The 13964-nt window shown below is 61.7% G+C and carries 8 protein-coding genes and 3 tRNA genes; 5 read left to right on the forward strand and 6 right to left on the reverse strand.

Annotated elements, in window-relative coordinates; all coding sequences use genetic code 11:
* Positions 1–28: 28 nt before the first annotated feature.
* Complete coding sequence (locus tag ACZ5AL_RS06860) at positions 29–928, forward strand: NHL repeat-containing protein (protein ID WP_464513078.1); 900 nt, start codon at positions 29–31, stop codon at positions 926–928.
* A 175-nt stretch (positions 929–1103) separates the two neighbouring features.
* Here ACZ5AL_RS06860 and ACZ5AL_RS06865 read toward each other — a convergent pair.
* Positions 1104–1176: transfer RNA gene (locus ACZ5AL_RS06865), tRNA-Arg, on the reverse strand.
* Between the two features lie 100 nt (positions 1177–1276).
* Here ACZ5AL_RS06865 and ACZ5AL_RS06870 point away from each other — a divergent pair.
* Both ACZ5AL_RS06870 and ACZ5AL_RS06875 read left to right on the forward strand, forming a co-directional pair.
* A complete protein-coding gene (locus ACZ5AL_RS06870; protein WP_464513079.1) occupies positions 1277–2266 on the forward strand; it encodes an alpha/beta fold hydrolase in 990 nt (329 codons plus the stop codon).
* Entirely contained in the window at positions 2263–3453 is a 1191-nt protein-coding gene (locus tag ACZ5AL_RS06875) for an aminotransferase class V-fold PLP-dependent enzyme (RefSeq protein ID WP_464513081.1), read from the forward strand. Before ACZ5AL_RS06870 ends, ACZ5AL_RS06875 begins: the two co-directional genes overlap by 4 nt.
* Before the next feature lie 210 nt (positions 3454–3663).
* Here ACZ5AL_RS06875 and ACZ5AL_RS06880 read toward each other — a convergent pair whose 3' ends face one another.
* Together ACZ5AL_RS06880 and rlmB are read right to left on the reverse strand one after the other, a co-directional pair.
* The gene (locus ACZ5AL_RS06880; RefSeq protein ID WP_464513082.1) at positions 3664–7200 is read right to left on the reverse strand and encodes a hypothetical protein; all 3537 of its coding nucleotides are present in this window, start codon (positions 7198–7200) and stop codon (positions 3664–3666) included.
* Positions 7201–8129: 929 nt separating this feature from the next.
* Complete coding sequence (gene rlmB / locus ACZ5AL_RS06885; protein ID WP_464513084.1) at positions 8130–8900, reverse strand: 23S rRNA (guanosine(2251)-2'-O)-methyltransferase RlmB; 771 nt, start codon at positions 8898–8900, stop codon at positions 8130–8132.
* 130 nt (positions 8901–9030) lie between these two features.
* Here rlmB and ACZ5AL_RS06890 point away from each other — a divergent pair, with 130 nt between their 5' ends.
* Both ACZ5AL_RS06890 and ACZ5AL_RS06895 read left to right on the forward strand, forming a co-directional pair.
* Entirely contained in the window at positions 9031–10329 is a 1299-nt protein-coding gene (locus tag ACZ5AL_RS06890; protein ID WP_464513086.1) for an acetyl-CoA C-acyltransferase, read from the forward strand.
* 52 nt (positions 10330–10381) lie between these two features.
* Positions 10382–12529: a 3-hydroxyacyl-CoA dehydrogenase NAD-binding domain-containing protein gene (locus ACZ5AL_RS06895; protein WP_464513087.1), complete on the forward strand. Its 2148-nt coding sequence runs from the start codon at positions 10382–10384 to the stop codon at positions 12527–12529.
* Between the two features lie 141 nt (positions 12530–12670).
* On the opposite strand, the gene ACZ5AL_RS06900 is transcribed toward ACZ5AL_RS06895, so the two are convergent.
* The 3 genes from ACZ5AL_RS06900 to ACZ5AL_RS06910 form a co-directional block, all read right to left on the reverse strand.
* Positions 12671–12747, reverse strand: a tRNA-Asp gene (locus ACZ5AL_RS06900).
* A 41-nt stretch (positions 12748–12788) separates the two neighbouring features.
* Positions 12789–12864 (reverse strand) — tRNA-Phe (locus tag ACZ5AL_RS06905).
* A gap of 127 nt (positions 12865–12991) precedes the next feature.
* Complete coding sequence (locus ACZ5AL_RS06910; RefSeq protein ID WP_464513089.1) at positions 12992–13879, reverse strand: NAD(+)/NADH kinase; 888 nt, start codon at positions 13877–13879, stop codon at positions 12992–12994.
* Between the last annotated feature and the right edge of the window lie 85 nt (positions 13880–13964).

Raw genomic sequence — 13964 nt, forward strand, 5'->3', positions numbered from 1 at the left:
GAGCCTGTTGCTGCTAACATGCACGGGGTTGTCGTCGCATGTAGGGGCATCGTCGCCTCCTACGGACCCCGCCCCGCCGGACACCCTGCACATCGATCCAGCCTCCGTTGACACGCTGGCGTCGTTTGAGGCACCTGCTGCCCTGCACCGCGATCCGCGGGGGCGTCTGTACGTGCTCGAATCGGATCGGCATCGCTTTCACGTTCTGAATCCACAGGGCGAGCCGCTGCACACTATCGGCGGACGCGGCAGCCGCACCGGACAGTTTGACCGTCCGCAGGGCCTCGACCCAACCAACGGTCAGGTGCTGCTTGTCGCTGATACCGGCAACGGACGTATCCAGCGGTTTGATGACACGGGGCGTCACCTCGAAACGCTACCCATCTCTCACCGCGATGAGTCGCTACGCAGCACCTTTCAAACCGGGCGTGACGAATGGGCCTCGCAGGGAACGGGGCGTCCGCATGCCGTACGCACGGGGACATCCGGCGGACTGGTGGTGCTCGAATCCGATGCCCGTGCGATCTGGTACCTCGACGACCGCCGCCGCACCATTCGCCGCCTGACGCCCTTCGACGTTCCCTTTGACGATTGGACCCCTCACGCGCTTGCCCGCAGTGCCGAGCGCGAGTTCTGGATCGTTGATGAAGCTGCCCCCCATCTGCTCATCACCGACGCTTTTGGTAGCCGTGTGGCGCAGCGCACCCTGACCGAAGACCACGCCCCGCACGATGTGTTTGCCACCGGACGCGCTGTGGGGCTGGTGTATGCGCACCATCTAGCACTATACGATGCGGCGCGGTATGCAAAGCAGCAACACATCACCTGGCCCGCCGCGCATCCTCCAGTGCGTGCGGCCACCGCTTCGCGCACCGGTCTCTACCTGCTCGTAGGCTCACACCTGCTCTACACCCCCCGCTCGCAATGACATTTTGGTAGTGGATAGACGCTACTACTGTGTCACACGTGCTTGTTAGGGTCCAAACTTGTCATCGCGAGGAGGGAGCCCTGCGACTGACGCGGCGATCTCATGCCCCCTTCGCTGCATAGCGGTGCAGCACGCTACGATGTTGCACTAACCGACTGTACGCAAATGCCTTCTGTACCCCCGCCTGGACTCGAACCAGGATTTCAAGCTTAGGAGGCTTGTGTTCTATCCACTTGAACTACAGGGGCTGTTGCAAAATTGCCACGGTATCAACGGAACGCCGGTCTGTAGGTTGCCCGTACTTTTAAATGCAGTCTCACGGTTCCTCATTGAAGCGTCCTATACCCTATGGCCTCCTCCACATCCTGGCTTCGCCGCGCCGGATTTGCCGCTGCCGGACTGGCCGGCGCCGCGCTAACGACTCGGCTCTACCATCGTCAGCTTCCGCCGCCCACGGCTCTCCCCCCGGCATTGAATGCGACATCTCGCATCATCGAAGGCGAAACTGGACGTATCCACCTGTACCATCGTCCGGGAACCGGGCGTCCGCTGGTGCTGCTTCACAGCCTTAACGCCGTAGCCTCGCCCATGGAGGTCCGACCGATCTTCGAGCGGTTTGCTACTGCTACGAATCGCCCCCTCTATGCGGTTGACTGGCCCGGATTTGGGCGCTCCGATCGGCCCAACTACCGGTATACGCCAGACATCTACCACGATGCGCTGTACGCAGTGCTCAATACGGTGGTGCGCGAGGAGCCCGCTGATCTGGTCGCCTGTTCCATTGGATGCGAGTTTGCGGCCTCCGTAGCGCTACAGGCTGCTCCGCTCGTGCACCGCTGCGTGTTCATTGCCCCCACCGGCCTCTCGGCTAATCGCGGTCCCTCGCCGTTTGGTCGCCTCGCCGTCAAAACGGCAGCCACCCTCGGCGCCTTCACTGCTCCCTACTTCTGGCTCACTCGTCCCCAGTCGCTACGCCGCTACCTGTCTACCCAGGTCTTTCTGGACGCTATCCCCGAGGCACTCATTCGATACGGAGCGCATACCGCGCGTATCCACGGAGCCCCATACGCGCCCCGCTATTTCGTGGATGGATCGCTCTTCCAGCGCAAGGTGGATACCGAAGTGTACGCGCGCTTGTACCGCCCCACGCTCCTGCTCACCCCGCAAACGCCCGACCCGACGGTACAGCGCTTCGACCGGCTGCCCGCGTTGCTCGACGCCAATCCCGATGCGCTAAGCCACGCCGAGGTACCCGGCGGCCTGCTGCCACAGTGGGAGCGCCCCACCTCCACCCTTAACGCGATCACGGCCTTCTTGAAACCATCCCCCCACGCATGATTGATATTGACCGCGTACGCGCCGACACGCCCGGATGTACCGACATTCTGCATTTCAACAATGCGGGTAGCGCGCTGCCACCAGAGTCGGTTCTTACCGCTCAAACCAATCACCTGAAGCAGGAAGCTCGGTTTGGCGGATACGAAGCTGCCGATCGGGCAGCCGACCGGCTCGATCAGACGTACACCGCCATCGCCCGCATGCTCGGGGCTGATCCCGAGGAAATTGCGATTGTTGAAAACGCCACGCGCGCCTGGGACATGGCGTTCTATGCGCTTGACCTAGAGCCGGGGGATCGCATTCTGACGACTGCTGCCTCGTATGCAAGCAACTACATTGCGATGCTACAGCGTGCCGAAGAGACCGGTGCAGTTGTCGAGGTGGTACCCAGCGACGCCTCCGGCCAAATCGCCACCGATGCCCTGCGCGAGCAGATCGACGACCGCACGGCGCTGATCGCTCTTACGCATATCCCCACGAACGGCGGACTCATCAATCCGGCTGCTGAGGTGGGCGCTATTGCGCAAGATGCTGGAGTGCCGTTTCTTCTGGATGCCTGTCAGTCGGCTGGGCAGTTGCCGCTGGATGTGGAGACGCTCGGCTGCACCATGCTATCGGCTACTGGACGCAAGTTCGTGCGGGGGCCGCGGGGCACGGGGTTTCTGTACGTGCAGCGCGACTGGATCGAGCGCCTCACGCCGCCGCTACTCGACCTACACGCCGCTACGCTCACTGGCCCCGACGCCTACCGTATCCGCTCGGATGCACGCCGCTTCGAAACGTGGGAGGGGTATGTCGCTGGTAAGATTGGGTTAGGGGTGGCGGTGGAGTATGCGCTGGATGTGGGGCTGGAGGCGATTGCCACGCGGGTGCAGCGGCTGGCGAAGCAACTGCGCACGGCGCTGGCAGAGGTGCATGGCGCCACGGTGTACGACCTGGGCGTACGCAAAAGCGGCATCGTGACGTTCAGCATTGACGGGTGGGCGCCCAACAAAGTCAAGCATCGATTGCGTACCGAGGGGATGCACGTTTCTGTGAGTCCGCGCACATCGACCCTGCTGGATGCCGACGCCCGCAACCTGCCCGATCTGGTGCGCGCCTCGGTGCACTATTACAACACTGAACAAGAAATCGAGCGCTTTGTGGCCACCCTCCAACAGCGCTTCCCAGCTCAGGTCAATCGATAAACTGGAGCATTCTGATTCCTGGGGGGATAAGCAAGTAGGGAGTCGATGGGCGCTAAGTGCTCTCGTGGCGATGCTCCGCGTCGCCACGCTTGACTGGACGCTCCAGCGTCCGCAACAACCCGCCTCCCCCACCAACGCCGCTGCTCCTTTCCGATAGGGTTATCGTGTAGTGGTAAAGCATCAAATGTCAGGGCGGCCATTCAACAAAGGCTAAAACGTAGCGGTGAGTTGCACCTGAAACGTGTGGATGGTCGGGGCATCGGCGGGGGCACGCCCGTTGTAACGGAGGGAGCCTTGCAGCAGTGATGAAAACACATATCGGCCCTGCAGCCCCCACAGATATGATGTGCCCGGACCGCGTCCGTCTGTGAGCTCGAACAGCGCAAGGCCCTGCGCCTCCCCTGTCAGATCCACATGGGCAAGCTCCGCATTGGCAGTAAGTTGCATCTGTCGGGCGCGGCTCCAGCCCACCTCGACGGGCATCCGCCATACCTGCGCCTGCCGGTTGGCCCGGCGGTCGGTTTTTTGCGCCCACGACGGACGCCCCTGCACGTGCCAGTGGTCGGTCAGGTCAACGCGTAGGCTGGGCCGCGTGCGCCATGTGCGAATGTTATATGTGCGGGACCCAAACGCTTCGCTATCGGCCCGGTCGCGCTCGGTGGAGCCGCGTAGCCGCACCTCCCATGCTCGGGTCGGACGCCAGCGTGCTTCGGCAGCAAATTCTTCCCGCTTTCGCTCTTCGCCGCCTGCGGCCCGCTCGTTAAGCTGCCGCTCTTGCGTCCACTCCAACTCACCTCCCGCACGGGAGCGTCGCGGAAACAGCTCCAGCGTTTGCTGAATCCGCAGGCGCCCGTCGACGGTTGTGCCGCGTTGCCGGTAGCGCGACGGATCGAGCAGGTACACGCGCAGCAGATCGGGCGATTCAGTTTTTTCCTGAATGCTGATCTCGGAGCGGCTCCGCATCGTTGCGAAGGCGCGGAGCAGGTGCGATTCGGCATCGGCCCATACCCGTTCGGGATCCAGCTGGAGGCGCCACCGCGTATCTACGCGGGCCACGGGGATCAGCGAGTCTGACGGCACAAACGAGCGAATGTATTCGCCTTCGCCGGGGGTGGTTTCGGGCACGAACTCGTCTAGCTGCGGCGTACGGTCCTCGCCTTGGCCGGTCCAGACGTATTCGCCCAGTTCAGGCCCTACACGGATAAACGTCTCCTGCAGCGTGGGGGTGCGCTCGGTGCGCCCCTCATAATCGACCTGTAGGTCCATCGCCCGGTCAAAGGCGGCGGTGTTCAGCACGCCGCTCACCAGAATCGTCTCGCTATCGGCGGCGTCGCGGTTGAGGCGAAAAAAGTCGCGCACGCTGCGGGTTCGGTAGGCGGCTCGCAACTGGCCCGATGTGCGTCTGGATCCGCTGTACGCGGCCTTGGCTTCGGCCTGCCATGCTCGGGCAGATGGAGCCAGGTCGCCTTCGGCGCCCTCTCGCTCTACACGCAGCCCCCCACTGGTTTGCAGGGTCCAGGCGCTGGTTTCGTAGTGCAGACGCGGCGTAAGCTCCCAGAGCTGAAACGAGGCATCGGCCAGCGAGTCGGTAGCGGTGGGGCGCTGCGAACGCCGTTCAAAACGCGCCTCAAGCTCGGGCTGCCACGCGGTGTCAGAGGCATAGGCGAGCCGTCCGGTTTGGCGGATCCAGCGGCCTCGCTCGGCTGCTCGTTCGCTCCGAATCCATTCGCCGCTGTAGCGTGCCTGCAGTCCATCGGTCGGACGATAGCGCCCGGTCGTTTCCCAGCGGGTGCTCTCGAACGCCTCTCCGATGGTGAGGCGTCCCCATCCGGCGCTGATTTCGCTGGAGGCGGTAGGCGACCATCCGGCGGTGATTTCATCGGCAGCCTCGCGGGCCTGTCCGCGTAGCTCCTGGGGCAGCGTGGTGCCGGTGCGATCCAGATTCCAGCGCCGGTTGAACTCGACCGAGCGCCCCCGTTCAAACGGCTCAAATGCCGCTGCCCGCACGTCGCGCTCCCAGGCGGCCTCAATCGTGCCCAGGTCGGTGGTGCCCACGCGAAGCGGCTGCGGGTCGGCGGTGATGTGGGCGCGGTAGGCATCGGCCTCGGTGCGCGTGCCGGGCTGGTCGGAGAAGCGGTTGACGTTTTCGGAGGATCGTGCCCAGTGGCCGCCGGCACGTAGCCCCGCGACCGGCTCCACCGTGCCTCGCAGATCCACAATGCGCCGCTCCTGTGGGCGTTGAAGCGGGCGTACGGGATCGAAGCGGCCCTGGCCCTCGCCCACATACTCGTACGCGATGCCGTTCAACTGCGTCTCGCCACGCTGATAGCGGCCCTGACCAGGCCCTACACGAGTGAACTGCACGCGAAAGACCGGTTCGTCGTCGGGCGGACGCTCGGTAACGGCCACAAAGATGGTGTCTTGCGTGCCCTCGGGCGTGTCGATGACGTCTTGCCGGTATTGCACAAACGGCGCCTCTGGGTCGAACTCGACGGGTTCAGCGCTTTGTCGAAATACCTCGTTCGGCCCCGCCTCTACCAGTGCGAGGGAGTCGGCTGTGGAGAGGCCCAGCGCTGCCGCAAAGTCGCCGCCGTCGGCTTCGCGCAACACGGTAGCGCCTACCTCTAGCCGGTTGGATCCGTCGGAGCGAGGCCACAGCGCCACATCCGCCTCGGTGCCCAGAAGCGAACGGGTGAACGGCGTGGTTGTGTACTGAAACTCGGCAGTGATGCGGCGGTCGCTGGTGATGATGCGGTCACTCGTAAAGGTGATTTCCCCGCGTGCATAGTCGATGACGTAGTCGTTGCTCTCGCCGCGCTCCAGGCGTTCGCCATCCAGAAAGATGCGTTCGGATCCGGCAGTTACTACAATAAACGGCTCGCCGTTGCTGCCTCGCAGGGGGTAGGGCCCTTGCAGACCGTCTTCGGGTTGGATGTCTTGCTGCCGAAAAGTGCCTCGCGATACAGCGCCTACGGCCTGCACATCACTTTGTATTGTTTCCGTTTCAAGGGAGGTGGTGTGCACCTGGACGCCCTGCAGTTGACGCTCGTATGAAGCAAACGGACTGGCCTGAAACGAGGCTTCCACATCCCCCAGTTGTGCGGTGCCCGGCGGAGCGTCGATTTCGATAAACACGCGGTCGAACTCACTTAGACGCTGCGTGGTGCCATCGGGCTGGATGGGCGTGTCTTCATCGGTGAGCGTGGCGCGCACAAACACATCATCGGTGAGCTCGCCTTCTAGATCCAGTCGCAACCCCGATTCGATGCGTGCGTCGCGTCGGGATCCGCCGGTAACGCCCCGACTGATGGAGCCACTTCGGCTGAGCTGCACGCCTTCAAACGGGTCATACGCGGAGGCAGACGGGTCCTCGTCCGCATCGGGCGGCGTGTCGATGGGCGTGTCGTCTGGATCGGGTGCACGCGTCATGTGCTCGGTGAGCGGCCACCGCCGGTAGCTGATGACCAGTTCATCATCGGGGTCAAGGTCGTCGTCAAATGCAAGAGTGCTCGCCGCCAGGTCGAGGGTGTAGTCGGATTCGGGGAGGGCGGTGCCGTTCAGCCACACGGTTACGCTTCCGGGAATGAGGTGCGTGGGGATGGGGTAGGGCTGCGGCTGAAACGCGTCGATGGTGTCGCGCTGCATGCCTACATCGTCGAACACAACGGTGCTATCGCGCTCCTGGGCGTGGAGCGTTCCGGCTCCCAAGAGTAGCCCCATTCCGATCCAGAGAACAACGCGTGTCATGAACAGCGAGAGAAGCCGATACAGCAGAGGGGGTACGTACTGCACATCCCGTCAGGCGTTCGCCGATCTCCGTTCCGCGATGCCAGCGAAACCTATAGCCGGGGGGCGCTTGCCCCCCCGGCTCTCTTTGAGGCTGAATTGCCATCTGTACCACGTCCGACCGTGAGTAAGTAGAGACAGGCATGAAGTTGGGGTTTTGTGCGTTTCAAATCGGTATCATGTGCGCCCCGACGTTGTTAATACACGCTCTCATTCGTACGGTGCTGCGTTTCGCATAAGTGACTAATATATTTGATTTGGCAGAATCCCTCCCCCTAAATCCCCCTCCTCTGAGGGGGACTTGATGAACGCCTTTCACGGTTCCTTCCTCCTCGGGGAGGAAGGGTAGGATGGAGGGGAACCCACCCGGCAATCCCCAAAACCATTGTTGAGGTCACTTAGTGCTGTGTCACACCTGAATGTTATGGTATGGGGACCGTGCCAACTTCTGTGTGTCAATCCCCTCCAAAAAAACTGTCATGGTGAGCACGCGACGGGCCCCCAGGGCCCGAAGCGCGTCGAACCATCTCCTCGGCGCTCAGCAGCTTAGGGTCGAATGGACAGCCTTCCTTATTTCGCTGTCATCCCGACGCCCTCGGCGGAGGGATCTCAACACCCGCCGTCCACCCATCTGACACTGCGCACAAGAAACCACCCGTTCTCCTTCAAAGAGAACATACAGAAGCAGAAGGACGCAGAGCGTCCGCATTTCGTCGCGACGCGGAGCATCGCGACGAGGGTTCAAGGGAGGCTCGGTACGTTAGGTGGCCATGTGCTACCCGAAGATTGACCTGTGACAAAGCAGTAGCACGTCGCTAAACACGTACTACAGCCCGCTGTGATGGCATGAGGCGATCGGTTGTTGGATGCTGGAAGGCCAGCCTATCGGGTCAAACACGCGCTTTGATAGCTTCCGTGAGCAGAATGCCGGTGGCCACCGACACGTTCAGGCTCTCGGCGGGGCCGCGCATGGGGATGTGAGCAAACGCGTCGCAGGCGGCAGCCACCTCCGACGAAAGCCCGCTGCCCTCACTGCCCATTACCAGCACAATCGGACGGTCCCAATCCGTGTCCCACATGGAAGTGGACTCCGGCTCTTGAGCACCGACGACCCAGTAGCTGCGTTCCTTCAGCGCCGTGAGCGTTTCCGCCAGGTTACTGCAGCGGGCCAGCGAGATGCGCAGCGCCGTACCCGCACTCGCTTTGATCGCCGGACCCGTAAGCGGGGCCATGCCACTGTTGGGCACAATCACGCCATCCACGCCCGCCGCAACGGCACAGCGCAGCATCGCCCCGAAGTTGCGGGGATCGGTCACGTGGTCAATGGCCAGCACGATCGGTTTGCGCGTTTGCACATCATCCCACGTAGGTGCCACCTCTTGCATGAGCGCGTTCACCGTCAGATACGACACCGGAGCGCCCCACGCAAGCACGCCCTGATGCGCCGCCCCCTGCGCCTCGTGATCCAGCCGGTTGTACGGCACATACTGCACCGGCACCGACGCCTCCTCGGCCAGCGCACGGATGGTATCGGCTTCGGGCCCTGAAAGCGCATTGCGCATCATCACTTTGTCAATCGACGCCGGATCCCGTTCCAACGCCTCAATAACCGGTTGGCGTCCGAGAATGCGTGTGCGGGCAGCGTCTGAAGAACGGCTCATACAAGAAAATCCATTAAGAGAAACAAAATTGGGCGGATGCGCACCTACTCATACCGTCGCCGGTTGATTCTTTGGCTTAACGGTGTTAACTTCTTTGCGAACTGGTTTTTCACCAAGCACACGCACTGCTATGGCTGATACGTCCGAGGCACGCACCCCCGTATTCATTGATGGGGGCCGCATCCCGTTTCAACGCTCCGGTACGGCATATGTCGATCTGATGGCCTACGACATGGGCCGCATGGCGCTAAAAGGGCTGCTGACCCGAACGGATCTGTCGCCGGCCTCCATAGATCGGGTCATCATGGGAACGGTGGTGCAGGACGTGGAGACGAGCAACGTAGCGCGCGAGGCTGCGCTGGCTGCGGGCATCCCCAACACGGTGCCAGCCCATACGGTTACGCAAGCGTGCATCTCCAGCAACCAGGCGGTGACGTCGGGGATGGAGTTGATTCGTGCCGGGCAAAGCAATGTTGTTGTAGCCAGCGGTACGGAAACGCTTTCAGATCCGCCCATACGCGTGCGACGCCCTCTGCGCAAAAAGCTCTTTGAGGCGCGCAAGTACAAATCGCCCCAGGAGTTCTTGTCGATTCTGAAAGACCTGAGTCCGTCGGATCTGCTGCCGGAGTCGCCGTCGATTGCGGAGTTCTCTACCGGTGAGGTGATGGGCGAAAGTGCCGACAAGCTTGCCGCCATGTTCGGCGTCTCGCGCGAGGAGCAGGATGAATATGCGCTGCTTACGCATCACCGCGCTGCTGCAGCCCAGGAGGACGGACGCATGCAGAAAGAGCTCTTCCCGGCGAGTGTGCCGCCGGACTTCGAGCCGATCACCAAAGACAATGTGGTGCGTCCGGATACGACACTGGAGAAGCTGTCGGGCCTCAGTCCGGCCTTCGTGAAACCGTTTGGCACGGTCACCGCAGGCAACAGCTCGGCCCTCACCGATGGCGCTTCGGCCTCGCTTCTTATGAGTCATGAATATGCTACTGCAGAAGGCTACACGCCTCGTGCTGCCCTGCGTGAGTACACGTATGTGGCGCAGGATCCGGGCGCTGAATTGCTGCTTGGTCCGGCCTATGCCATTCCGAAGGTGCTCGACGCGGCGGATATGACGCTCGACAATATCGATGTGGTGGAGTTGCATGAGGCGTTTGCCGGACAGGTGCTGGCGGTGTTAGAGGCGCTGGCGTCGGATCGCTTTGCCGAGGAGTCGCTCAACCGCACCGAGGCAGTGGGCCGCATTGATATGGACATCCTGAACACGCGAGGCGGATCGGTCTCACTCGGCCATCCGTTTGGCGCGACCGGCGTACGTCTCGTCACTACCGCGGTAAATCGCCTCTACGAAGAAGATGGTCAGTGGGCCCTTGTGAGCGCCTGCGCAGCCGGTGGGCAGGGCCATGCCATGCTGATCGAACGAATGGGATAAACCGGCCTCCTGTCTCCTCGCCTCCTTATTTTTGACTTACGCTCGACCTGATATGCCTGTGACCCTCGACACCGACCTGCTTCGCACCGACCTTGACGACGGGGTACTAACCGTTTGGATTGATCAGCCCGATGCGTCGGTCAATACCATCGATGAATCGATGATCGACGCATTTGAGTCGGCCATCGAGCGTGCGGAAACCGACGCCGACGTTAAAGCGCTGGTGTTCATCAGTGCCAAGACGGATTCCTTCATTGCTGGCGCGGATCTCGACATGCTCAAATCGTTCGAGCAACCTGCCGATGTGCGGGCACTCTCGCGGCGGGCCCATGCGCTTCTGGAGCGTCTCCAGAATCTTGATGCGCCGTCGGTGGCGGCCATCCACGGCCCGGCCATGGGCGGCGGCCTCGAAATGACGCTGGGCTGCACGTATCGCATCGCCACCACCAGCTCCAAAACGCAGATGGCCTTTCCCGAGGTGAAACTCGGACTCTTGCCCGGAGGCGGAGGCACGCAGTATCTGCCACGCCTCATCGGACTGCAGCAGAGCCTGCCGCTTCTGCTCACCGGCAAAACGACATATCCCAAGAAGGCCAAACGCATCGGACTGGTAGATGCACTCACACATCCGCCCGGATTGCACCAGGCCGCCAAGAAGGCCGCCCGGCAACTGGCCGATGGCACCCTCTCCCCCGATCGCCCGTCGGACTGGACCGACCGGCTGTTGGAGAGCAATCCCCTTACGCGGCGCGGTGTATACTGGAAAGCGGCGCAAGACACAAAGAAAGAAACACGAGGCAACTACCCCGCTCCGCCGCGCATCATCGAATGCGTGAAAACGGGCCTCGAACAGGGCCTCGAAGCAGGCAAGGAGACGGAGATACGCCACTTTTCGGAGCTTGTATTCACGCCGGAATCGAGGGCGCTGGTGGGCCTGTTCTTCGCCAAGCGTCAGGCTGACACCAACGACCACGCCGACCAGGCCCTTCCGGTGGAGCGCATTGCTGTGCTGGGAGCGGGACTCATGGGCGCGGGTATCGCCGACGTGAGTGCGCGCGACGGGCTGGATGTGTACATGAAAGACATTGACCTGAAGCAGGCCACCATGGCCCGCAAGCACGTCTACGACACCGCCACCAAACGCTATAAGAAAGGGATCATCTCCTCCTTCGAGCGTGATACGCTTATCGAGCGCATCCAGCCGGTGGATTCGTATGAAGCGCTTGCCCCCGCTGATCTGATTATCGAAGCGGTGCCCGAAGACATCGATCTGAAGCAAAATGTACTGGCGGATGTGGAGGCCGTCGTCTCCGATGACTGCGTGATTGCCAGCAACACGTCATCGATTCCTATTGCAGATATCGCAGCCAACGCGGAGCGTCCGGAGCGCGTGCTGGGGATGCACTACTTCTCGCCGGTGCATCAGATGCCGCTGCTTGAGATCATTGTCACGGACGACACCAGCGAAGCCGCACTCGCCACCGCGTATGACGTCGGTCTGCGGCAGGGAAAGTCGGTGATCGTCGTGAACGACGGTCCGGGCTTCTACACCACGCGCATCCTGGCGCTCTATATGAACGAGGCGCTGCTGCTGCTCGAAGAAGGCGCCGACGCGCAGCAAATCGACACGGCCATGAAGGACTTTGGCTTTCCGATGGGCCCCTACGAGCTGTTCGACCTGGTAGGGATCGATGTCGCCGCCAAGATTACGGAGGTGATGGGACGCTACCTCGAAGGCGATCGCTATCGCATCAGCGAGGCGGCCTCACCGCTCGCTAAGGCCGGACTGCACGGGCAGAAGACGAAAAGCGGCTTCTACACGTACAGCGGCAATCCCAAAGATCCCGATCGCGAGGACTTCAATACGGGCATCTATCGGTTCTTTGGAGGTTCAGAACGATCCGATATCGATGTGCAGACGGTCCAGCACCGGCTGGCACTTTCGATGGTGAACGAGGCCATCCGCTGCCTGGATGAAGACATTTTGCTGAATCCGGTGGATGGCGACATTGGCGCGGTGTTCGGACTCGGCTTTCCGCCGTTCCGGGGCGGCCCCTTCCGGTACGCCGATACCGAAGGTCCGGCACGTCTGCGTCAGCTGCTGCAGCGTCTCGTGATGGAGCACGGCCCCCGCTTCACTCCGGCTGACTCGCTCGTCCGCCATGCCGACAAGGGCACAACGTATCATAGCGCGGCATAACCAACACGGTGCTGGTGCGGCAGTAGATTCGTAGCCGTAGAGCTCACCGAACCATTTCCTTTACGTTCAGCAGGTGCTGACGACTGGATGCCCAAAACAAAAAACGCCGCCTCCGAACGAATCGGGGGCGGCGTTTTTTGTTGGCGGTCCGGACGGGACTCGAACCCGCGACCTCTGCCGTGACAGGGCAGCATTCTAACCAACTGAACTACCGGACCTTATGTACAGTGCCACATCCGCGCATACACACAGCGCGAAATGGTGGCCAGGGGCGGATTCGAACCGCCGACACACGGCTTTTCAGGCCGTTGCTCTACCACCTGAGCTACCTGGCCAAGTCGGAGTCTCATGTAAAGGACTAAGCGGTTAATAGTCAACCGTATACGGATAGTTTCATGTCGAGTTCAACCAGACGCAAATTGCGCTGGATGAACGGCTATGCCAACATGTCAAGCCTCCATGCTAAGCGTCATCGGTTGATGCACGCGCACCCCACATGAGCTTGCGGCGCAACGTGCCAAAAAAGTGCTGGCCGTCGAGCTTCACAAGGTTCACCGAATGTGCGGCCCGTCGTACCGTAAATGGGATATCGGGTTCCTTGAACTCTGTGCTGACTCCGTCCACGGCAAAAACATACGGTCGGTCGGCGTTGCACACGTGCAAGCGGATGGTGGCCCGTCCAGGAAGCACCACGGGACGAACCGACAGCGTGTGTGCAGCAATGGGGGTTAGAATCAGTACATCGGTTTCGGGTACCACAATGGGGCCACCACTGGATAGAGAGTACGCGGTGGAGCCTGTGGGCGTTGACAGGATGAGTCCATCGGCCCAGTAGGTGTTGAGCGGTTCGTCATCCACCGTAACGGCAATGCGCAGGAGTCCGGAAGCGCCACTGCGATTGATCACGCATTCGTTGAGCGCCCAGTTGCGCCCCAGATCGCGTGACGGGGCATCTACTTCAAGCACCATGCGCGAGCTAATGCGATACTTTCCAGCCTCTAGCGCATCAATCGTTTCGGCCACATGTCCTTCCTCCACATCGGCCAAGAACCCAAGCCGACCGATGTTTACCCCCACCAGCGGCGTATCCGATGGGCTCACCGCGTGGGCCGTGCGCAACAGCGTACCATCTCCACCAAACGAGAGCACCACATTGGCCTGCCGCCCCAGGTCCGATACGCTTGGTGCCACCGATCCGTCGTTGACCGATTGGTCGCGGGTGCTGCGGCCTTCCGCCAGGTCAGGGGCCAGCCGGTACGGTAGGCCGCGCTCTGAAAGGACGCGAATCACCGTATCCAATAGCGGCCACAGCTCAGATTTGTAGGGATTACCGGTAAGGCCATATATCATAGACAGGGAGTGCGGAAGCAGGCGCTTGGCAAATGAAAGTCAGCAACGGGTGTAACGATCACCCCTGTGTTGCGTACACAGATCA

It is taken from the genome of Natronotalea proteinilytica, from assembly GCF_055379935.1.